Annotated in this window: 22 protein-coding genes; all 22 read left to right on the top strand. The window is 37.1% G+C overall.

Annotated elements, in window-relative coordinates:
• Positions 1-114: 114 nt before the first annotated feature.
• The 22 genes from AC1HJP_RS07985 (at position 115) to AC1HJP_RS07880 (ending at position 22,008) form a co-directional block, all read left to right on the top strand.
• Positions 115-825: a hypothetical protein gene (locus AC1HJP_RS07985; RefSeq protein ID WP_480361356.1), complete on the top strand. Its 711-nt coding sequence runs from the start codon at positions 115-117 to the stop codon at positions 823-825.
• Between the two features lie 99 nt (positions 826-924).
• A complete protein-coding gene (locus AC1HJP_RS07980; RefSeq protein WP_480361355.1) occupies positions 925-1,815 on the top strand; it encodes a hypothetical protein in 891 nt (296 codons plus the stop codon).
• Positions 1,816-1,875: 60 nt separating this feature from the next.
• On the top strand, positions 1,876-2,310 hold the full coding sequence (locus AC1HJP_RS07975) for a hypothetical protein (protein WP_480361354.1): 435 nt from the start codon (positions 1,876-1,878) through the stop codon (positions 2,308-2,310).
• Positions 2,311-2,339: 29 nt separating this feature from the next.
• Positions 2,340-2,960, top strand: a complete 621-nt coding sequence (locus tag AC1HJP_RS07970; protein WP_480361353.1) for a hypothetical protein — start codon at positions 2,340-2,342, stop codon at positions 2,958-2,960.
• 107 nt (positions 2,961-3,067) lie between these two features.
• Positions 3,068-4,129 (top strand): helix-turn-helix transcriptional regulator, encoded by a 1,062-nt coding sequence (locus AC1HJP_RS07965; RefSeq protein WP_480361352.1) that lies wholly within the window; start codon positions 3,068-3,070, stop codon positions 4,127-4,129.
• A gap of 2 nt (positions 4,130-4,131) precedes the next feature.
• Positions 4,132-4,839 (top strand): hypothetical protein, encoded by a 708-nt coding sequence (locus tag AC1HJP_RS07960; protein ID WP_480361351.1) that lies wholly within the window; start codon positions 4,132-4,134, stop codon positions 4,837-4,839.
• 121 nt (positions 4,840-4,960) lie between these two features.
• The gene (locus AC1HJP_RS07955) at positions 4,961-6,313 is read left to right on the top strand and encodes a Fic family protein (RefSeq protein WP_480361350.1); all 1,353 of its coding nucleotides are present in this window, start codon (positions 4,961-4,963) and stop codon (positions 6,311-6,313) included.
• Positions 6,265-6,510: a hypothetical protein gene (locus AC1HJP_RS07950; RefSeq protein WP_480361349.1), complete on the top strand. Its 246-nt coding sequence runs from the start codon at positions 6,265-6,267 to the stop codon at positions 6,508-6,510. The genes AC1HJP_RS07955 and AC1HJP_RS07950 overlap by 49 nt, the downstream gene beginning before the upstream one ends.
• A 1-nt stretch (position 6,511) precedes the next feature.
• Positions 6,512-6,670 (top strand): acetyltransferase, encoded by a 159-nt coding sequence (locus AC1HJP_RS07945; RefSeq protein WP_421964330.1) that lies wholly within the window; start codon positions 6,512-6,514, stop codon positions 6,668-6,670.
• A gap of 366 nt (positions 6,671-7,036) precedes the next feature.
• Complete coding sequence (locus tag AC1HJP_RS07940; protein WP_480361348.1) at positions 7,037-8,011, top strand: WYL domain-containing transcriptional factor; 975 nt, start codon at positions 7,037-7,039, stop codon at positions 8,009-8,011.
• Between the two features lie 65 nt (positions 8,012-8,076).
• Entirely contained in the window at positions 8,077-9,141 is a 1,065-nt protein-coding gene (locus AC1HJP_RS07935; RefSeq protein WP_480361347.1) for a cell division protein FtsZ, read from the top strand.
• A gap of 246 nt (positions 9,142-9,387) precedes the next feature.
• Positions 9,388-10,686 carry a PD-(D/E)XK nuclease family protein gene (locus tag AC1HJP_RS07930; protein WP_480361346.1) on the top strand — a complete coding sequence of 433 codons (1,299 nt, stop codon included), beginning with the start codon at positions 9,388-9,390 and terminating at the stop codon, positions 10,684-10,686.
• A 225-nt stretch (positions 10,687-10,911) separates the two neighbouring features.
• Positions 10,912-11,577, top strand: a complete 666-nt coding sequence (locus AC1HJP_RS07925) for a hypothetical protein (RefSeq protein WP_480361345.1) — start codon at positions 10,912-10,914, stop codon at positions 11,575-11,577.
• Positions 11,578-11,681: 104 nt separating this feature from the next.
• Complete coding sequence (locus tag AC1HJP_RS07920; RefSeq protein ID WP_480361344.1) at positions 11,682-12,077, top strand: hypothetical protein; 396 nt, start codon at positions 11,682-11,684, stop codon at positions 12,075-12,077.
• A 75-nt stretch (positions 12,078-12,152) separates the two neighbouring features.
• Entirely contained in the window at positions 12,153-13,505 is a 1,353-nt protein-coding gene (locus AC1HJP_RS07915; protein WP_480361343.1) for a DUF262 domain-containing protein, read from the top strand.
• The gene (locus AC1HJP_RS07910) at positions 13,492-15,459 is read left to right on the top strand and encodes a DUF262 domain-containing protein (protein WP_480361342.1); all 1,968 of its coding nucleotides are present in this window, start codon (positions 13,492-13,494) and stop codon (positions 15,457-15,459) included. The genes AC1HJP_RS07915 and AC1HJP_RS07910 overlap by 14 nt, the downstream gene beginning before the upstream one ends.
• A gap of 156 nt (positions 15,460-15,615) precedes the next feature.
• Positions 15,616-16,350: a hypothetical protein gene (locus AC1HJP_RS07905; RefSeq protein WP_480361341.1), complete on the top strand. Its 735-nt coding sequence runs from the start codon at positions 15,616-15,618 to the stop codon at positions 16,348-16,350.
• A 16-nt stretch (positions 16,351-16,366) separates the two neighbouring features.
• Positions 16,367-16,903 carry a hypothetical protein gene (locus AC1HJP_RS07900; RefSeq protein ID WP_480361340.1) on the top strand — a complete coding sequence of 179 codons (537 nt, stop codon included), beginning with the start codon at positions 16,367-16,369 and terminating at the stop codon, positions 16,901-16,903.
• Between the two features lie 148 nt (positions 16,904-17,051).
• Positions 17,052-17,504: a hypothetical protein gene (locus AC1HJP_RS07895; RefSeq protein WP_480361339.1), complete on the top strand. Its 453-nt coding sequence runs from the start codon at positions 17,052-17,054 to the stop codon at positions 17,502-17,504.
• Positions 17,505-17,610: 106 nt separating this feature from the next.
• A complete protein-coding gene (locus AC1HJP_RS07890; protein WP_480361338.1) occupies positions 17,611-18,714 on the top strand; it encodes a nucleotidyltransferase domain-containing protein in 1,104 nt (367 codons plus the stop codon).
• 1 nt (position 18,715) lies between these two features.
• Complete coding sequence (locus tag AC1HJP_RS07885; protein ID WP_480361337.1) at positions 18,716-20,926, top strand: ThiF family adenylyltransferase; 2,211 nt, start codon at positions 18,716-18,718, stop codon at positions 20,924-20,926.
• An 8-nt stretch (positions 20,927-20,934) separates the two neighbouring features.
• A complete protein-coding gene (locus AC1HJP_RS07880) occupies positions 20,935-22,008 on the top strand; it encodes an SAVED domain-containing protein (protein WP_480361336.1) in 1,074 nt (357 codons plus the stop codon).
• Positions 22,009-22,110: the final 102 nt, after the last annotated feature.

Below are 22,110 nucleotides of genomic sequence, written 5' to 3'. Positions count from 1 at the left end.
TGTTTGTTACTTTTCGCTTTACAGAAAATAAATTTGTTTTAATGCTAAATTTCTCATAGCTTATAAAAATAATTTTTAGAGATTTACCAACTTATCAAAAGAAAGGATGCAATTATGACAGACAAAACAGCAGTTTTAATTCTTGAACGCCCTTGGGGCGAGCATATAAGCCATAATAATCGTGCGAGTGTTTTGCCTTTTTTTCAGGGCTTACAGCAATTGCAGAAAGAAGACACACAGTTTGATTTGTACCACCGTCACTTCTATGAGTTGAATAGTTTTAAAGCTGCTCTAGATGAGTTGATGAATTTAAACTATGACAATTTTTACATTTATATTGCTTGTCATGGTAACAACCGCTCTTTAGAAGGCATGCGTTTAAGCAGTGCATTGAACGAGATATACGGTCATGCAAATAAAAACAATATAGTAGGTGTTATTTTTGGTTCTTGCTTGATTGGGAATAGTTCGTCAGATTTAGAAGTGTACTCTGAAGCATCATCTATCGTTTGGAAATTCGCTTACAAATGTAGTGTTGGTTGGCTAGAAGGCACACTGTTAGATGTAAAAGTGCTTCAAAACCTTTTGCAAGATACCGCAAACGATAAAGAGTTTCTGTATAGTAGGGAAATGATAGTAAGCAGTTTTAAGACAGCCTTAAGTACTTACTCACCAGAATGCGTGATTGGTGTCGACAGAAAAAATAATGATATGCAATTACGGGACTCTTTAGCCTTTATTGTGCAACCAAAAGGCAGAGGAAATCGAGCACGAGAATGTAGCGATATGCTATTTGAAGAAATGAGCGAAGAAGAACTTGCTTAGTATATCTCAGGTTAAAACTCGACATTAATCTGTCAAAAATAGCAGGTGTTTTTAAAGCTTAATTTGCTATAAGCGGCTCCTCAAATACAGGAGCCGTTCATGTTACTAAAAACTTTAAATAATAAATATGTATATCACTTTGTCGAAGAATATAGAGAAATTGATTTCGACAACATTCAAGTATGTGAGTTAGACGTTAAGGCGTTTTCTCACGCAGTAGAGCAACTGGTGACCTTCGATAATACCAATGGCTTTGAGCTGGTGGTGTTAGATCAATTTGGGAAATTGCAAAAGATCTCTTTAATTGACATTGTTCATGATTACAGTGGTAAAGGCACTGTTCCTTTATTTTTACTCTATGAAGCACAGGAAAAAATTAAGAGCAACTGTCTTGTCATTGCTTATTTATATCCTGAAATTAAAAAGTCTCAGCTTAAAAATGCGACCCCAAAACCTCCCTCAGAAAAGAAGCTTAAACTTGCTCAGCAAGATGCATTGGCTGTTGTTGATTTGCTTCAGTATATCTGTGACGTTGATATGAACGATGAGCTTGAAGAATTGGCAGCTTGGTTAACATTGAACAGCTATTTTCACGAGCCTGTGTTGTTCGGTGCAAGAAGGAGAGAGTTAGCTTACCCTGGGCAATATCATCTGCAACTATCAACTCAGCTAATAAGTATCTTTAACAAGGCAAGTTGTAAGATTGGTGGCTTATATCAAGGCACGGACTTTTCGAAGCCTTATGCACGTATTTCTGAAAGTAACAACTTTCTTAGAGAGCTCATGGCTGAGCTGCCTACAAATCTCGAAGAAGCAATCATAGAACTGTATTTAGAAGGGCCTCAACTAGAAGAGATAATTGAGCAGTTGCCGCTAAGAGCTAAAACAAGCCTCAGAACACAATACACAACGAAATACCATTTAAAAAATTTACATATATATCAAGTAATGCGGGTTTTACACCGGTTTTGTGAATTCCCATTTGATTAACCTTGTTTCAGTTAATCAGTGTTAAACAATTTCATTAGTAATGATCAAGAGGATTTAATTATGGCTGTTCAAAGAAAGTTATCTTTAGAAGAAGAGATGGAGAAATTTGGTGTGACCAAGCAGTGGCAACTTGACTATGCGAAGGCGATACATGCCCTTGATTCAGTGATTGGTGAGGCGTATGCATGTGAAGATGAGTTATCTGAACAAATTTGGAAGCATCATTATCGTGGTTTGATTGAAGAGTTGCATCAAGATTTCGAAGAGTTCGACGGACTTTTTTCAGAAGTGCTTGATGAAGAACCCAGAAACTCTCGTGAGGTTATGGAGCGAGAAGGCACATTCGAAAAGATTAATTCAGGCTACTACGATTACTATTTAAGTAATCTAGAAATTGATTATGAAGACGATGACTTAAATGAAATCAGTGAAAGTATTGCTTATGGTATTAGGTCTGCACTGTCGAAACTCTTAACTGCCCATGGATTACAGTAAATATTGTTTTTGAGTACCACTTTTAGCATTTGAGCGCTAGAGTTTTAGTAATCAAGGATTTTCATGAGGTGAACATGAATACATTTTTCATAGATGAAGAAAATGTAGGCTTGAAGGTGCTCGAAAGCTACAAGGCATTTTGCGACCAAAAAGTATTGGTCTTTACTAAAAACCTAGCTGCAAAAAAGCTTTGTAAGAGATATTTGTTTCACTGTATTGATGATTATGCTGCAGGCTCAAACCAAGCTGATTTTTACATTATAGCTTGTTTGAGCCGCTTGTTGAGTCAGATGTCAGATAAGCAAATAGCAAGTCATACATTCACACTTGTTAGTAATGATTGCTCTCTTATCAGTGCTTTTAAACAACAATGTAACCTGTTTAAAGCGCACTTTGTTATTGAAAAGACCAAATCAATAGCAAAAACGAAACCTCTTGATGTGAAGTCGTCAGAGATCGTACTTGATGATCTTGCATATAAAATAATTAGTTTTCTTGATACGCCAAGATATTTCGATACTAAATTTCAAGAATCCCTCGGCTGCACTCAGTCTGAATTTACTAGAGCAGTTACAAATTTGATTAATCAGAAAAAGATTGAACGAAGTCCGCTAGCAAAGAGAAAGTGGCAAAAGGTGTTAGTTAACTAGCACCACCCCTTGCTTGAAATCATAAAACTCAATATTTTTTGTTGAAAGCTTAAACTCAATTTCATATAACTAGTTGTAATTGAAAAGGAAGCCACTAAGGGATTGTTATGACAGAAATTGCTGCAATATATGAAAACGATGAAACCATAACTCAGACAAAAGCCGAAGAGCGCAAGCTACTTATTTTCAAATATCTGCCAGGGCCAACTGACTCGCCAATTTCAACATCAGAAATCCAGCGTTTATGCGAAAAAGAATCGGGTTGCTTGGAGTCATCACTACGAACTTTTGAGCGAGATTTAAAAAAGTTGCATGAGCACAGAGAGGTCGAATGTATTGTTTTTCAGCAGAAAAAGCATTGGCGTTTAAGTTCTAAAAGGGCAGCATTAAAGCGCACCATGACTGTTTTAGAAGCGCTAAACTTTGTGATTTTAAAACGTTTTGCTGAGCCTTTGTTACCTCTGGGTAATTCGGATTATATGCAGGCGATTTTTGAACAATCTGAAGAAGTGTTAAAACAGCATAGTAAGTCTTCACTTGCCGCATGGCCAACTAAAATTCATGTTGAAAAAAAGGGCATGCCCCTTGAAGCCCATGAACTGGATGAGCAAGAAAGCGAACCAATCTATAAAGCCTTGTTAGAAGAGAAGCTGTTAGAAATCAATTACTCTCGAGGCATTGAGTGCTGTGATACTAATTTAGTCACTACCGTGCAACCACTAGGCTTGGTATTTAGAAATCATACTGTTTATTTAGTTGCTCGTTATTTTAATGACCTTGAGAAAGTACGTCTCTTCTCTGTGAATCGTATTAAGGAAGCTAAATGCCTTGACCAAGGTTTTAAGTACCCAAGCAAAAAGGTTTTTGAGTTAAAGAACTATGTAGAAGCAGGGCATACAGGGTTTACGTATGGTAAAAAGGTTGAAGACATAGAGATTATCTTTAGAGACTACGCAAAAGACTTAATCGTACAATATCCATATCATCCAGAAATGACTTTGGAGAGCCTGCCTGATGGTGTTAAAACAAGAGCTAAATTGATATTCAACTATGATCTAGAGAGCTTTATTTTAGGTTTAGGTGAGCATGCTGAGGTGATTAAACCTGAGTGGGTAAGAAAGCGATTGGCAGAGCGTCTTAAACAGGCTGCTAGCCTATATGAGTGCTAAACATGGCTGATAATCTGCTAGCTAATAATCGTTCAGAAAGTTGGCGCATTGCGAAAAGCTTTATCGATTATGGTGCTGAAGAATTGTCTGAAAAAATAGCAAAAGATGTTTTAAATAACCTTCACATTAAAAGAGGCTCAGTGCAGATGCAAAAGCCCATTCAATACAGCTTATTTTGGACTGGGCTAAGAGATTACTGCGATAGTAATAAAATAAACAGGCGAGACCTTGATTTTATCAAGCGAGTAAAAACCATTTATTTGGATAAATTCGCAAGCTTAGAGCGGCAAATTTATGAATTCGCTGAAAACCATAAAGAGCAATCAGTTAATATTCGGCTTGATAGAACAAAGCAAAATTACATTGTTAACGATGTATCAGAACAGCGCTTTATAAATAACTTGTACTTTACTGAATTCGACTTAGTTATCCAAACAGGCAATTATCTATTAATTGGAGAGTTTAAAGACACACAAACCTTCGGCGCTAACTCTAAACATGTACTAGTCCACCAGCTTGTTCGCCAATATGTTGCAGCTAATATATTGTTAGGTCTAGAAGGAAGTGAACACATTGAAGTAGTGCCATTTGTTGTTGCTGATAACCCTCAATATGCAAATAAGGCCGCTCAAGTGAAGTTGCTAAAGCATTTGGGCTGGTTGGCTGGTGGAAATGTGTTTGATTGGGGGGATTTAAACAAATGTAAGTGAACGCTCATATATATTCGACAGGTAACCGTGAGAATAATATGTCTCAATTTTTAAATTAATTGAGACATCTATTGACTAATGTCATAAACTTATCTCAAATGAAGCTAATTTTGAGATATGTATGATTAAAAGCCCGCCAAGTTCATTACATAAAGATCCACTTGCATGGATTGCTGAAAACGAATCGCAAAATTTACAGCATTACTTTGATCATGCATCGGCTTTAGACACAAAAGGCCGTTATCTTCATTTTGATGAATTGCGTTTTAGATTGCCTAAAGGCCTAAACGTTAATGTCATCTGGAGCCTCATTAAGAAAGTCAGAGCTAAGCAGCATAATGCTGTTTTACATTTAGATGAGCCTGAGCAGCTTGCGCAATATTACTTTACACCAACGATGCAAAAAGCCATCTCGATGACAGATAGGCACACAACCAGCGCATCGCTAGAATATATGTGCAGCAAAGTGGGTGAGCAAAAACACTTCGAATATTTATTAAATGATTTAATTGAAGACGAAGCCATCAGTAGTAGCCAGTTAGAAGGGGCTGCAACCACCACCAAAGTTGCAAAAGATTTACTTAAGCGCGCCAGAAAGCCCAGAACAATAGATGAAAAGATGATCATCGGTAACTTTAAGATGATGCAATTTGCTTGGAAAAATCGTCATAAACGTCTATCGATTGAATTGATTCAAGAAATGCACCAAGTAGGTGTTGAAAACATCGATGATGAAAAATATCACCCAGGTGTATTTCGCCAAACTGACGATGTGGAAGTCGCAGATTCTGAAGGTAACATGGTTCATACGCCGCCACCTGCTGCGAGAATAGATGAGCGAATAGAGCAATTTGTTGAGTGGGTGAATCAAGACAACCAAGATGAAGAAAGTAATCAATTTATGCATCCCTTGATTAAAGCAATCGTGATGCATTTTGTGATTGGTTTTGAACATCCGTTTAGAGACGGAAATGGTCGAGTTGCTAGGTCATTGTTCTATTGGTTCATGTTTAAGAATGATTATGCGGCATTTAGATATATTGCTATCAGTGTGCTTCTTAAAGCTGCACCTATTCAGTATGGAAAAAGTTACTTGTATACAGAAAGTGATGAACTCGATTTAACGTACTTTATTGACTATCAATGCAAGATAATCACTCGAGCTATCAGTGAGTTCAAGCTTGCCTACGAAACCAATTTAAAAGAGTCAGAAGCTTTCTCTCGTTGGTTATGGGACTCTGGGTTATTAAGTAAGCTTAACGATAAGCAAAAAACCATTGTGATGGTTGCTAAAAATGGTAAGTCACAAAAATTTACCGCTGTGAATGTGAAAGAAAATTTAGGTTGCTCCTATAACACAGCTCGAGATGCACTAAATGGTTTAGTCGAATTAAACTTATTTGATAAAGCAAAAGAGGGGAAAGAATGGGTGTTTGCTCTACGACCTCAAAAAGACATTATTCAATTGCTGTAGAACATGCATTTTCTGACGCAAATAAAAGAACAGGGTTTATAACTTGCCTCGAATATCTTTCGATTAATGATTTTGAAATTAAAATAGATAATGACATGTTGGCAGATGCGATGGTTGACTTAGTGCTGGGTGAGTTAAGTATTGGTCAATTTGCAGATTTATTGTATTCTTCTTACGTAGCTTCTCAAGAGGTATAAAATGAAAGACTATGGCGTAAAACTAGTGCAAAGACCTTCAATTAAAGTGAAGTCAGATATTGATTTGAAAACGAATGAAGGCAGACAGATTGTTAGATCAGAGACCAATCTAGTTAAGCTTCGCCAAGCAAAAACATTAACAAAGTTGGCTTCAATGTAATCCTTTCTCGGCTGTATAATTGTGGCCGTTTTTTTCTATAATAAAGCAGTTCTTTATATAACTAGCCTTACAGACTTTTCCTTCTTGATCTTAGACACCCCTCGGCTTGACAGCTTTATTACTCATTAATGTTAATTTGAAATCGGAAAAGTGAATCGAGTAATGGCAAATGATTTTGGAAGTTTTGAGAGAGTCTTGGTTGCTCTGATAACACAGCTCGCGATGCATAGAATGGTTTAGTCGAATTAAACTTATTTGATAAAGTAAAGAGGGGAAAGAATGGGTGTTTGCCCTACGACCTCGAAAAGACATTATTCAAAGCTGGGAGTGATTTTTTAATGGACCAAAATATTTAATATAAAAAGTATGAATTCGCACCGTCATCTCGCCATTTTAGAGCTTATACCAACAGGGCCAAACTCGATTACTGTAAAGCAGCTGCAGCAAAAGTTACGTTCAAGTGGCTTAGAGCTGAATGAACGTATGTTGCAGCGAGACTTACAAGCCCTCTATGAACAAAATTGTTTTGGACTAGAAAAAGATTCGCGCATTAAGCCATTTGCTTGGTTTATTAACCCGATTTGGCGCAGTAGTGCAAATATTATGAGCTGTGAGCAGGCTCAGCATTATCTGTTATTAGAGCAGTTGTTGCCTCAGTCGCTGCCCGTTGATGTGAAAAACGACATTCGTAATAAAGCTGAGCATGCATTAAATAGACTGAATGGCAAGAAACCCGATTGGCTTACAGGTGCGCATAATAGCTCTGTAAACGTCAAAACAAATAGCAAAGTCATTGGGCAAATAGAGCATGCAATAAAATATAAACGTGCTGTAAGTGCTGAAGTGTGTCGAACGATTTATGATGATGCGTATTGGTTGACGTTCAATGAATTGAGCTTCTTCGATTTGAGAGAAGAAAGCGGTGTTTTAATGGCGAGCTTTATGGTTGGCGCACTGCATGATAAATGCTATCAAATCCCACTTTATCGTATTCGCAATATCAAAATACTTCAAAAGCAACGGCGTGAACCCACACCCGAGCAAATCAGCTCATTGCGTTTAGCAACCAACAAAGGAAAGCAAGAGACTAAAATACATTTAGTCATTAAAGTACCTGAACAATCGGTTGTAAATTTAGGGTTTATTGAATTCGGAACACTGATAAATAAACAGGTTTTAGATAATAAGCAGTCAATCTTAACGTTCAAGGTAATAGAAACCAGACAACTGTTCGAGCGATTATTTAAAGCATCAGACTGGTTAGAAGTCATAGAGCCAGTTTCACTTCGTCAGCAAATAATCAATAAGCTGAAACAATCACACCTTAATTACTCACTGTAAATCAGCTGCGTCAAATTTTGACGTAGCTGATTGTTATGCTGCTTGCATATAGTAAGGAGCAGTTTATGTTTGATTTAATCGAAAACTCAGGCGGTTTATCAATAGGTGTGTTTGGCGTAGGTGGGTGCGGTTGTAATACGCTCAACCATCTATATGGTGAGCAACACAATCAATTCGCCAAATTCTATAGTGTAAATACAGATAAAGTTGTGCTTGAGCATACGCAAAGTGATCAATTTGTTTTAATTGGCGCAGAGTTAACTCATGGCTATGGTGCTGGGGCAGATCCTGCAATTGGCTTGCTCGCAGCGCAAGAGAGCGAAGCGCAGCTTTTAGAGTTAATCGCAGAGTGCGATATTTTGCTGTGTGCAACAGGGTTAGGCGGAGGAACAGGAACGGGCGCGACGCCTTACATTGCTAAATTGGGCAAAGAGCAAAATAAGCCAGTGATATGCATTGCGACCTTACCTTTTAGTAGCGAAGGGTTGCTTAGAAATAAAATTGCCCAAACAGGCTTAGAAGAACTAAGAGAGTACGCTAACGCTGTCGTTACCTTACCTAACGATCAATTGATTGCAGTATTAGGGAATGATGTCGGTTTGTTTGATGCGTTCAAACACAGTAACCAGATTTTGCATTCACTTATTAAGTCCATGGTCGACATGCTCTGTTATCAAGGTTTAATTAATGTTGATTTGAGAGACTTTGTACGCGTGATGGATACGCAGGGTGACGCTGTATTAGGCGTGGGCAAATGCAACGATGAGAATGAACTGCAAATTGCATTAGAGCAAGCGCTTTCGAATCCGCTAGTCAGCAGTGTAGATATGGCATCAAGTTCGGGTGTTATTATTCAAATAAACTGTAAAGATGAAATCTCGCTCGGTAATTACAATTTTATCACTGATACTGTTCGACAAAGAGTGAGCCCTTCAGCTCTTGTGATCTGCGGCGCTTCAAAAATAGAACAGCTCGAAATGAACTATGAAATTCTCATCATTGCCACCGGGGCTGAGTCTACGACCTCGGATGAGCCACCAGCTAACCCATTAGAATCAAAGAAAACAGATGAGCTTTTCGATATACCAGCACTTATTCGAAAACAGGCCCCAGCACCTGTGAGCAAATAAATTGGGCTAGGGGCACTTAAAAACTATAGAGTTGATTGTTGCAGTGCTTGCTGCCAATTTATACCGATTCTAAGGCTATGTAATAGGATGTAATTTATCAACTTACTTTACAGTGTTACTTTTGAAAAATTTACAATAGCTGCTCTTAAATTTAGGTATTGAATAACAAGCAGTTATTACGAGTATTATCTATAGCATTGAGAAAATCATATCCACGAAAGCAGTCTCAATACAAAGGTTAAAAGAATGAGCAAACTAATAACAAATCTACTAAGTCTTATTACTGATAAAGATTTTCAAGCATTAGAGAGCCGGTGCGCAATCTCATCAACACTTGAGTTAATTAAGTTTGATGAAAACCGAAAATCAGATCTTTTGGCTTGGTTATTTAATCCAAAAGAAGGCCATTTGCAGAATGAGTATTTTTTAAAAGCTTTAATCAATGCAGCTTTTTCATCTATCGAGAATACTCAAGAAGGAACGATACCAAATTCAGCTGATATAGCACTAAAGAGCTTATCTAACATACAAGTTGTTAGAGAACTAGCCATTGACTCACTGAACACAAAAAAATTTATAGATTTGTTTTTGATAGATCCATTCCAGAAGGTTGTTATTACAATAGAGCGTAAAGATGGCTCGTACGCACATAGCAACCAGCTGCGTTTTTATGCTGACTGGGTAGAAAGTAATTACAAGGGGTGGTCTCACCTTTTTATTTTGTCAGACAGTGAGTCAAAAGGTCATAAAAATGAATTTGACTCAAGATATATTCAGTTAGATGACTCTTGGCTTTGTGACGCTTTGCTAGATCTAATCGATAGAGGTAGGGTCAGCAAGTATCTTGAGACTCAATTTAGAGATATTCACGATTTTATTTTTGGTGAGTGGGAAGAAAAGAGGGATAAGTATTATTCTAGATTTGATGAAATTACCAAGAGAGTGGCAAAGGTGCATTGTGAGACATTGAGGCAGCTCGAAGAATATAAAATAACAATCAATTCATCTAACTATCACTTACTTGATATAACGCCTAACTTGTATTTTACAAAGATATTGCCTCAAATATCTTTAATTGATAACGAAGCGCAACAGCTTCTTGCTATTACTCAGCAGCATTATTCTGTTTTTGAACAATTACATGGTTTAAATGAATTTGATGAATTAGAAGATAAGCTTTCTAAGTTGTGTGGCGATGAAATTTTAACTGATTTATATACTGATGAAATTTACTTTACTCTAAGTAAACACTTTTCTAAAGGCGAAAATTGGCCTATTAGTTTTGAAATTAAACGAAATAGAAAAGAGCTTGATGAAGCTAAATATGTTTTAAATCTGTGTATTAGCAAGTATTCCGATGAAGCTCATCATGCATTGGCCGATCATATTGCTGAAGCTTTTAATAAACCGTTTAGAAAAAACCAAAAGCAAGTGAAGCTTACAAATTTAGGTGAATTTTCAGATTTAGATTTGTCTGTTAACTCAGAACTTACGGTTTGTATTAAAAATAATTTGGAAAAAATGAGCGGGTTCAATTTAGCCTAAACAAAGAGCGAAGAAGCTATTTTAAATAACTTCTTCAATAATCAAAGTACATAACTGTTTGTGCTGGTCACTATAGCGACCAGATTAACTTAAAAATTGAAAGCCTTTAAATTAATTTCAGATTTAAAGCTTAGTTAATTGATTAACCTCATGAAAAAAGATGGAAAAACCGAGTAAAACAGACTAAGTTAGTAATTGCCTATCTGATAAGTGGCAGGGATATAAATGGAAGTTTCATTACTTAAACATAAAAAACAAGAACTCAAAGAGACCTTTTCAACCAATTTGTCGCTTCGCGTACATCGAGCTTTGAGCTGGCTAGAGCGTTCAGAGCAGTGCATTACCGAAGACATAGATTCTCAGTTCATATTCTTATGGATAGCGTTTAATTCAGCTTATGCATGCAATGGTGAAACACATAAACGAACAGAGGCTGAATCTTATACTCAGTTCATTGCAAAGCTGGTGGACTTAGACCAAAGCCAGTCAATCTATAAGATTTTATGGCAAACATTCCCTTCTAGTATTCGACTCTTACTGAATAACCAATATGTATTTCAGCCTTTTTGGGATTTTCACAATGGTAAAATCGAAGAGACTGAATGGCAAAACAAATTCAGCAGAGCAAAAAAAGCGGCCAACGCTGCGCTTGGTAATCAAGATACAGTTGCTTTAGCCTCCAATGTATTAAGTCGTTTATATACCCTCCGGAATCAATTGATGCATGGCGGTGCTACCTATAACAGTAGCGCTAATAGGGCACAGCTTAAAGATGCAGTAAACATTATGAAGCAAGTAGTGCCCATCATTATCAACGTCATGATGGACAACCCCAATACGCTTTGGGGTGATGCACATTATCCATACCTAGGTAAACAGCAAAATAAGTAGCATAGAGCGACGACAAAAGTTGTCGCCGTTACTCGGTTAAGATTTTCATATCGTCAAAAACAAAGAATTAACTCAGATATGAGAAAGATATTGAAGGAATACTCATGTTAGACACACAAGCAAACTCCACCAGCAACAATCAGTCTGAAAATAAAGTAAAACGTTTTCTAGCGAATGCGATAAGCACAGAAATTAATCATTTCGAGCGTTATGGTAAAGGTGCGATTTATGACTTAGGAAAAGGTCAACACGGTTGGGATGAGCTAGTTACAGCGAAAGCGGGTGATCGTATGGCGGTTATAAAACCGACGATGAATATCCCTCTAATTTTCGAAATAACAGAAGTTAAGTTAGATGAAGACTTCATCATTGTTTTTGGTAAACCCGTCGAGCGAGTAGACATGTCGTATCAGACATTCGTACGCAAAAATAACATTACTAATAGCAAGATTGATGAGCACTTCAACATGCGTATCGGCTTTAATGTGACGAGTTGGTAAGGATATAGAAGTTCATAGCAAGTAGCTTTTCGGCTTTTATTTTATAAATACATTTAATCAACAGTTGAACTATACATGGCAATTATTTTCAATCAGCCCCAAACAATTTCGCAGCTATTAGGTAAAAAACTTGAGATCCCAGAGTATCAACGACCCTATAAATGGCAACCTAAGCATGTTAACCAATTGATTGATGATATTCTGAATCATCAAACCAAGCCTTGTTATCGGCTCGGTACAGTTGTTCTACATCAAGACAATAATACCCATATTGAAAATGATAAGAACATTCTTAATATCGTTGATGGCCAACAGCGCCTTCTTACCTTAACGCTGCTGTGCACCATAATTGATAATGAAGATAAAAGTATCAGCTCAAGCTTAATCGAACATAAATTTGAATCATCAGTCAGTATTGAGAATCTAAAAAATAATGCTCAGGTAATCGCTGAGCGATTAGCGACTTTAACGCCATTAAAAAGGCAAGAACTACTCAATTTTGTGCTCTATAAGTGCGAACTTATTCAAGTGACTCTTGATGATTTAAGTGAAGCTTTTCAATTCTTTGATTCTCAAAATGCACGTGGTAAAGCGCTTGCCCCCCATGATTTGCTTAAGGCGTATCACTTACGTGAAATGATGGACTCAACAGAGCAAAACGAGCGACTACATCATGTAAGTTTATGGGAGCAAGGAGTTAACCCTGATGATGGTTCTGCCAATTTACATACCATAATGGGTGAGTTTTTGTTTCGTATGCGTCGTTGGATAGATGGGGACTATGGAATCCAGTTTAGTAGGCATAATATTGATGTATTTAAAGGGGTTAACCTAGAAGACACGCAATATTCCTATGCAGATGCCATGTTGGCGCTTGATTATGCGATAGAGGCTTTTAATACTGATCCTGCCCGAAAGTGGGATAAACAGCAGAAGACTTATCCATTCCAAGTTGACCAAGTTATGATTAACGGAAAGCGCTTTTTTGAGTACATACAACATTATATGGCTATCCATTCAAAGTTATTTGTTGGTGAGAACGCGAGATTATCTTCATTTGTAAACAAACACACCGATTACACCGGAAGCAATCGTAAAGGCGATAGTTATGTACGAAATTTATTTTTGTGCGCGGTAATGTACTACTACGACAAATTTGGAGATGTTGAATTAGATAAAGCGGTACAGATTTGTTATCGCTGGAGTTATTTCTTACGCCTTGAAATGCAACGTATAGGCATGGAAACGGTAGATAATCATGCTAAAGAGCGAAAAGGTTTATTTAGAGCTATTAGCAAAGCCGTTCACCCTCAACAAGTTTTGAACTTCCAGCCTCCATATAACAAAGAGCCAAAGTTTGTTAATGCTAAAAGTGTACAAGCATCTATTGAAGCTATGACAACGGGAAATGTAAATGAGCCAAAATAATCAAGTTGAACCGTTATCAGTTAAAGAACTTTTCGATAATAAAACTCGATACGTCATTCCTATTTATCAGCGTAATTATGCTTGGGGTGCGTCAGAGATAGAGCAGTTAATTCAAGACATCAGCGATGCTGCTGGGCTTATTACTCAACCCAATGAACCCTATGCTTCTAAGCAAGAATATTACTACTTGGGCAGTTTAGTTGTTTATCAGCGAGCGTCTCATTCTCCGTATTCTGGTGTGGTATATGAAACAATAGATGGTCAGCAAAGACACACAACACTGTCTATATTACTGGCGTATTTAAAACATCAAACAGTCACTAAGAAAGGGCTTTTGGAAGGTTTAGATATTAATTTAACGTTTGATAGTCGCCCTAAATCTTCTAGAGCGTTAGATGATGTTTATAACGATAACACGAATGGTGAGTTAGAAGAGCCGAATATTCACTCTGCTTTTCAAATCATCAAGCGTTACTTCAAAACAAAAGGTTTGGATAAAGAAGATAATACCAATCGCTTTTTGGAGTTCTTGTTAAAACACGTCACCATATTACGAGTCGTTGTGCCTCCGCAAACCGATCTCAATCATTACTTTGAGATAATGAATAATCGTGGTGAGCAACTGGAAAAGCATGAAGTGTTGAAAGCGAAATTTATGGCGACGCTAGATACAGAAGATGAGAGGAGTACTTTCTCTACTATTTGGGATGCTTGCTCAAATATGAAGCGCTATACCCAGATGGGCTTTCAATCTGATTTGCGAAAAGAGTTATTTGGCGACACTTGGCAAGAGTTGCCATCAAATTTTGGGGCAATTCTTGATAAGCACACAAGTAAGCAGCAAAAACAAGATGCCATGACGCTTCGTGAAATTATTGCGAATAAATCGACAAGTTTAAAAAGAAATGATGAAGAGCGAGAAAAAGAAGAGCGTTTTGGGTCAGTCATCGACTTTTCAAACTTTTTATTACATGTTTTAAAGTTAATGCTAACGCAAGAAAGCGTTTCATTGGATGATAAAAAGCTGCTAGATGCGTTTATTTCTCGAGATAATGGCTTAAAGGTAGAAGCCAAAACTTTTGTTTTCGAATTGCTTAAATATCGAGTTCTATTTGATAGTTATATCATTAAACCTGATTTACATGATGAAAAACGTAAGTGGAGCCTAGTAAGGCTTAATGCCTACAGAAACGGTACTAGCTTAAGCCCAGAGTATCCGAATTCATTTAATGGCGAACAAAACGAAAAGCTCCGTATGCTATTGGCAATGTTCCATGTTTCGAATCCTTCATTGGTTTATAAGCGTTGGTTAAACGATGCATTAAATATTTTAAATAAACTAATACCGAATGAAGTGAATTTAATGGTTGATAGTGATGCTTACTTAGTTGAGCTTGAGAGTTTAAGTGATAGCTACTTTAAAGAAATTGTAGAGGGTGCAAGCCTAGAGTTTGACGAGGAAGAGCCTGGAGTGCTCCACCAAGGTACTGGCGTACAAAACTTTGTGTTCAACCGTTTAGATTACCTATTGTGGAAGCGTCTATCTGAAAATGAAACATTCGATGGAAAAGGTAAAAAAGACCTAGGGAAGCACTTTGATGATTTCCAATTCTCATTTCGAAGCTCTGTTGAGCATTACTTTCCGCAAACGGACCCATCAGGGGCGAGTAAAATGAAAGATGTTGATCGTTTTGGAAACCTTTGTTTAATTTCGCCCAGCAGCAATTCAAGGCTTAGCAATTACTCTCCACAAGATAAGAAAAAGTTTTATCAAGAAAACAATCGCGCTGAGAGTTTAAAGCAAGCGATGATGATGTGTTATGACGATTGGGGTCCGAAAGGGGCAGGGCGTAAGAATATTCTTAATCATGAAGCTGAGATGATTAAGGTTTTATGTAATGGGGTTGTATCAACGCCTCACTCATACAATATGCCAACTTCTTGGCTGGCTTAGCTAGGGTATACAAAATACTTTGGAGTATTGATTTAAAGAAGAAAGTTGTTGAAGCCAGGTAAGATATTGAAGAAACGGTAAAAGAGTTAGCTAGGAAAAATGCACATCAAAATATTCTAGTTATAAATTTGGGTATTATTTTAAGTAAGGATAGTTGTGACTACATATAAGGTACTCTTCAAGGGAGAGATTGATGAAAACAAAGATCAGCAGCAAATAGGTTTGAAGCTTGCTCGTTACTTAAAAATACCGGAAACGAAAGCAAACCTTTTATTCAACGGAAGAACATATGCAATAAAAAAAGGACTCGAGCTTGATAAAGCTTGTTTAGTTCAGAAAAAGTTGCAGTCCGTTGGGATTATTACTGAATGTGTAGCTGAAAAGGTAGAATTACTTCCAGCCCCCATTTCTGAAGGGGATTGTGTAAAAGAATCACCACCAGTTGAATTGGTTAAGAAATCTACAGAATTAGGAGGGGTTTGTCCTGAATGTGGATCTAAACTAAATCAAGAATCTGGTAGAGAAAGCGAAATTGTAATTTTTTTACTCAAAGTTTTATCAAATAAAGGATATGTAAAGTACCTCACTATTTCCTCTATCATACATGTTGTTCTGTTAATCACAGGTGTATTTTCGGCACATAAAGTTGGATTTATTGGTTGGGTTGCTTTTTTAATAGTGGGTATTTTATTTACAAGTGCCGGAGCATATTTAGGTTCAGTCATACTGAACTTTGTAAAGCCTGATGCTTATTGTGCAAGTGGGTTTGTGGATGCCTTGTACAAAAAGGTATTTTGGAAAATTGGACCACAGGTTATAGGTTTTATTGTTGGTTTTGTAGCTACCCAGGGGTTTTTAGTAAATTCACTTGGCTTAACGCAATTTAGGTAAAAATATAAGGATATTTATGAAGACTATTTTTCAGATTTGGCTCGGGTTGATGATCCTAAGCTACACTATATTTACTCCAGTTTACATTTTTTCTAATTCATCAAAAGGTGCTGTCAAAGATCTAACTTTTGAAGAATTGTTTTTGAAAATCAATGTTGAAAATTACCCATCATCTTATGAAGACCAACTGAAGAAACTTGAAAGGATAGCGAGTAAATATGATTTGGATACTAGCTATGAATTTTTAGAAGCTTTGGAAGACAATAAAAATATCTCTGATATTTCTTTTAAGCTAAGAGAGTCTGATAATGGGGCTTCATTGAAACCTTACATGGGAAACGTGAATAATTTAGACCTGATTCAAGTTTCTTTTGATGATTCCAGAAAAGGCAAAATAACTATCAATCTCCTAACTCAAGGTAAGGGTTTTATCCCTCCAATGTTATCAGAAGTGTATGGTCCAATAAGCATTTTTATAAATGGTCTTGAGCTTGGGCCTTCTCAATACAATATGTTTTTTATTGAATTGTATTTTTTTGATAAGGCGGGTTAGTTAAGTATCGTGGATAGATATTTTTGATAATTTTTTAAATAAAGAAATACATACTCAATATTTATAATCAAACCTAATCTTTAGAGCTTATTCTTTCATTGAGTAAGCTCTTTTACTTTTAATAGTTCAAATAATGTACTAAGCAAAAGTGTCATCAAATGATCAAACGGTCAGTCAAATGGATCTCGTTCGTTTGAATGCCAAAGTTTACCGGAGCAATGCAGGTATTTATGAAGAAATACCAGTATTACTTACTCAAGAAGGGATAGTTGAATCTCACCTGTCCTATTTGCTTGATCACGTTCATGAAAGAAGTCAAAGTTGGCTTGATAAGCAAGTAACGGCTTTAAAATTATTTATTCAATTCCTCGATGCAAATAACCAATTAGCACTGACTCCAAAAGAGTTTTTCAAAGTATTTGTTCAGCAGCTCTATAGCGGAACCATAGGCATAGATGGGTTAGATCCAAGCATGTTATTTTGGATGCCTCGACGTGTGACCCCCGCAAATGCCATGCTATTAGATCCAAATATCACTAAAGCCGAAGTTGCTAAGCATTTTATGGTCAGTCGGCCCACGTTGATTAAGGCGTTACTCTAAGGGCTAGCGATAAATCCTGATCTTTTTTTAGACAAAACACTTGAGATCTGCTGTATGAATATCCATATAATAGATTGAACCTACGTCGATCAGGAGACTTCCATCAATGCCGATACAAACTCATTTTGACAAGTTTGACAAGAAAATTTATCTCACAAGCCACTCTGCGGGTTATAAAAAAGCCAAAGAAAAAGATGATAGTATATTTGAAGAAATTAAAACGGCCTTCAAAGATGCAGGGTACCCCGTGATAGAAACGTTTAAGCAAGGTTCCTTTGCTGTCAATACGGCGATTAACAGCTTAGATGGTGATTATGACATTGATCGTGCAATAGTAATTGATGCTGAAAATGCGCCTGAAGATCCAGTTGAACCTAAAAGGCTTATTAAGGATGTTTTAGAAAAAAGAAATTTTAAGGACCCAAAAATAAAGAAGCCATGTGTTACGGCTGATTATAAGGCAACCAACCTGCATATTGATTATACCGTATATAAAAGAGAAACCTCTTTTATTGGCGGCAGGACCTATTATTTAGCTGTTGGAAAAAACGGCTCCAGTGATGAACACAAAGAGTGGTCAGAGTCTGATCAAAAAGGACTACTTGAATGGATTGACAGTGTTGATGAGTATCTATTTGGAGCAACAGTTAAACGTCGCCAATTGAAGCGTTTAATACGCTATATAAAACGCTGGCGTGATGTGAATTTTGTTTCTGAAAGTGCCAGAAAAAAAGTATTTTCTATCGGTTTAACTGTAATGATTAAAGAGCAATACAGTCCTTCAACACTTTCAAGTGAAGTTGATGATGACTTAATTGCTCTTAAGAATACGATAGATGGAATCTTAGACTCTGATTATATTGATGCGCCTTGGGGTACACAAGATTACCGTGTATATACAAAGTTACCAAAAATACCTTACAGAGATATCTTTCAACATAAGGTAGGCGGTGAAAGTATCGATGGCAGTGATTTGAATACAGGTACCCAGCTAAGAAATAAATTGATGACTTTACAGAGTGAGCTCCAAAGAGCAATAGATGAACCTGATGAAGTCAAACAGTGTGAGATACTGAATAAACAATTTGGTGATGACTTTGAAGTACCTAAAAAAGAAAAAAAGTCATCCTCAAAAGTAGCTTCTTCAGCTGCTATAGGCATAGCCCCACTAAGCACAGCTGGTGCTTCAGGTACTTCTCAGGGGGCTTAAAGTGGATTATGAATTAATACTTAAATATTTTCTTGATAGTGATTATGAAGTAGAGCCATCTGAGTATCAGGGAAGCGATACAATTACGGTCACAGTTGATGTCGATGGTAAGCTCGTCACATTGATACATTTTTGTGTTGATGAATTCAAAGAGCTTCCTCTTTTCTTTATCAGAAACCCCGACTCTTTAGGTACATTGGCACATGTGCAAATCTCTCCTGAGTTTACGGAGCTTGGTTTCATATGTGTTAATCATTTAGATTCTGTATCAGTTAATTATGAGCGACCGGAATTAGCTTTTGAGGAGTCATTAAAGCGCCATGAAAAGTTGCTTCTTTCGCTCATAAAAGATACCGAATTTAACAAAAGTGAATTGCTAAGAGAGTTCAATTCTAATTGGTATAAAAATACGAGTGGCTTATTAAAATCACCTCCAATCACCTTATTTTGTGCCATAGAAGAGGTTGATTTCACTCAATTAGAAATATATAGACCAACGTTTTCTGATAGCGCAATGAGTATTCAGGCATCTTTTGCAGGAGTAGCACAAGAATCCAGTGACCCATTTGTGACACGTTATCTAAGGGTTGAAGAGCGGCAAAAACACGAAAACTCTATCGGCTTCTTCTTATCGATAAAAAACATCAACCCCGTTGTACCTAGAAGAGAAAAGGAGCTTAAAGAGTGGCTCCTTGAAACCTTAGAAAACCTCGAATTAGAGATAAGAGCTAAAGTAGAGAAACAGGTTTTCCCTTATCGTGCTAAAGAGTTTTGGCTGGTGCTGAGAACAGAGACGCCTTCAGGAAAAACATGGGTTGGAATGAAGCTAAGTTCAAAGAAAAAAGCTGCATTTCCGACAAATATAGACAAAATTGCCAATTGGCATATAAAACCTTTTTTTGTTGAAACCTTTAACAAAGAACTCATCCTTCCTCGCAGTGGTGCCATAACTTCTCTGGATAGCAAGAAAGTACTTTTGGTTGGTTGTGGCTCCGTAGGTAGTGAAATTGCGCATAAACTAGGTGCAGCAGGAGTCGGCCGGCTAGATATTACAGACCCAGATAGATTTCAAACTTCAAATTTGTATCGACATACTTTAGATAGGTATGTGATTGACTGGCCAAAAGCGACAGCTGTCGCGCGCCAATTACTAGATAAATACCCTTGGATAAGAGTTGAAGGGTATCGAACTAGCCTACTTGACTTAAGAGACCCTAAAATTATTGGTCAATATGATCTCATTGTCATTGCAGTCGGCTCGCCTACACATGAAAGAATATTCCATGACTTCATTGCCAAATCTACAGCTAGAGTACCAACAATTAATTGTTGGTTAGAAGGGTATGGTGTAGGAGGACATGCCATACTAGATGTCCAAAAGAAAAAAGGCTGTCTAAAATGTGCTTATGTCGAGTCTAATACTGGTGTAAGGGGACTAGCGTCTAACCTAAACTTTCTTCAGCCAGATCAAAATATTGTAAAAAACTACGCCGGATGTGGCGAAATGTTTATTCCATATAATGCAAATAGCTCTGCACAGACAGCTCTTATAGCTTCCAATTTGGCAATAGATTATTTATTAGGAAGGCTTAAAAACTCTACTAAAGTCAGTTGGAAAGGTCGTTGTGATGATGCGGAGAATGCTGGGCTTAAGCTTACGGAGCGGTACTATAACTTTAATCACTCTCTAGTGATGCAACCACTAAAGAATCCGTTATGTGATATCTGTAATTCGCAAGATATTGCATTATTCACAAGCCGTTGCGGTAAACGGGTATGGTTACCAAATGATATATATCAAGAGCTTATTAGTTACAGGCAAACAGAGCCTGAAAGCTTAGAGTCCGCAGGTTTGTTGATGGGCTGCTATAAAGATAACGGAGATGTTCTGATAGAAAGAGTAACTAAGCCTAAAGATACGGATTATAGAACGAGGACGTCATTTAAATTAGATGCGAAAGCACATCAAGCTGAGGTTGATGATGCCTATGCAGCTTCCGATCGCCTAGTTGGGTACATTGGTACTTGGCATACACATCCCCAGAGCATACCAACTCCTTCTTTCCCTGATAAAGTTGACTGGCAGAATCATGCGAAGGTGAACTCTGAGCGTTTGTTATTTTTTATCATTGTTGGGCTAAAGAAGACTTCTGTGTATTTTATTGAAAATTCTCATGCAATTGAGCTTTCTAAATTTATTGAAGGGGAGTAATTAAAAATATGTGGGAACGTTTCAAATGGTTACTTATCACAACTTTTAAATTTAAAAGAACAGCATATCCAAGAACTCTTTGGGGAACAAAGCTCTGTCTGCTAGCTGTTGGTGCAGGTATGTTTTCAGTGGGCACGATAAACGTTCAGTTTGAAAGTGAATTTATAGTTAATACGCTTGATTTAGACTATAAGGAGCCATCGCTGTATTCCATGTATCTAAGTATTCTATTGTTTTTTGTCGGTTGCGCATTAATATTTTCAGAGTGGAACCAAAAGTTAAGACATACTGCGAAAGTCATGATTTCAGCTTTACCCGGTACTCTTACGCATTTCCCGGAAGAAATTTTAGATCCAACTGAGAAAGCTTTTTGTAGAGAATCGGTGGTCATCGGGCTACAACAACCTGCCACTGAGAATATTTGTGCGCAAATTCGTCGTTATAATGCTGAATTAGAAGTGGATGTTTTTAAACATTATATACTCCATGAAAAAGGTCAAAAGTTATATATTGGTGGGCTTGCTAGAATCCCTTTCCTGGTTTCATATGGCGCAATGCTAAGAAATCTGACAGCTGAAATCGCTTACTTTGATAAGTTTCATCGAGATGGAAATTACAGCTTACTCTCTGATGAACATAAAAGCATCAACTTTACAGAAGCTAAACTGCAGAAGGACGTTAATCAATTTGGTGATGCGGGAATTGCTGTAGGTTTTACTACGCCTATTTCAAAAAGGCAACTTCCCGAGGAGTTAAGAGAGTTCACTACAATAATGTCTTCAAATATAGGGAACGCAAGGAACTTAATTAAGAATCAAGAGAATTTACATGAATTGTCTGAAGAATTAGGAAGGTGTATTGATCAACTTTCGGCACAACCCAATTGTCTAAAAGTACACTTGTTTCTTTCGGTTCAAGCTGCTTTTGCTATCGAAATTGGCCGACGGTATCAGGAGGGTACTCATCAAAATTGGGTAATTCATAATTTTGACCCTCAAACTCAGTCTTATACATGGGCAATAGAATTGTCAAAAAATGGTATATCAAAGTATGTAGCACAGAACTCTTTTATGGAAAACTAGATAAGTTCACTGAGGATAAGCTAGATATTTAACGCAAAAAATTTTTCACGGTGTAATCAAATTAATGAAATGAATCTTAAAGGTTATTTTATTTTGATTATG

The organism is Pseudoalteromonas sp. NFXS53 (assembly GCF_056629255.1).
The sequence above is the reverse complement of the archived record's forward strand: the minus strand, read 5'-3'. Positions and strand labels throughout refer to the sequence as shown.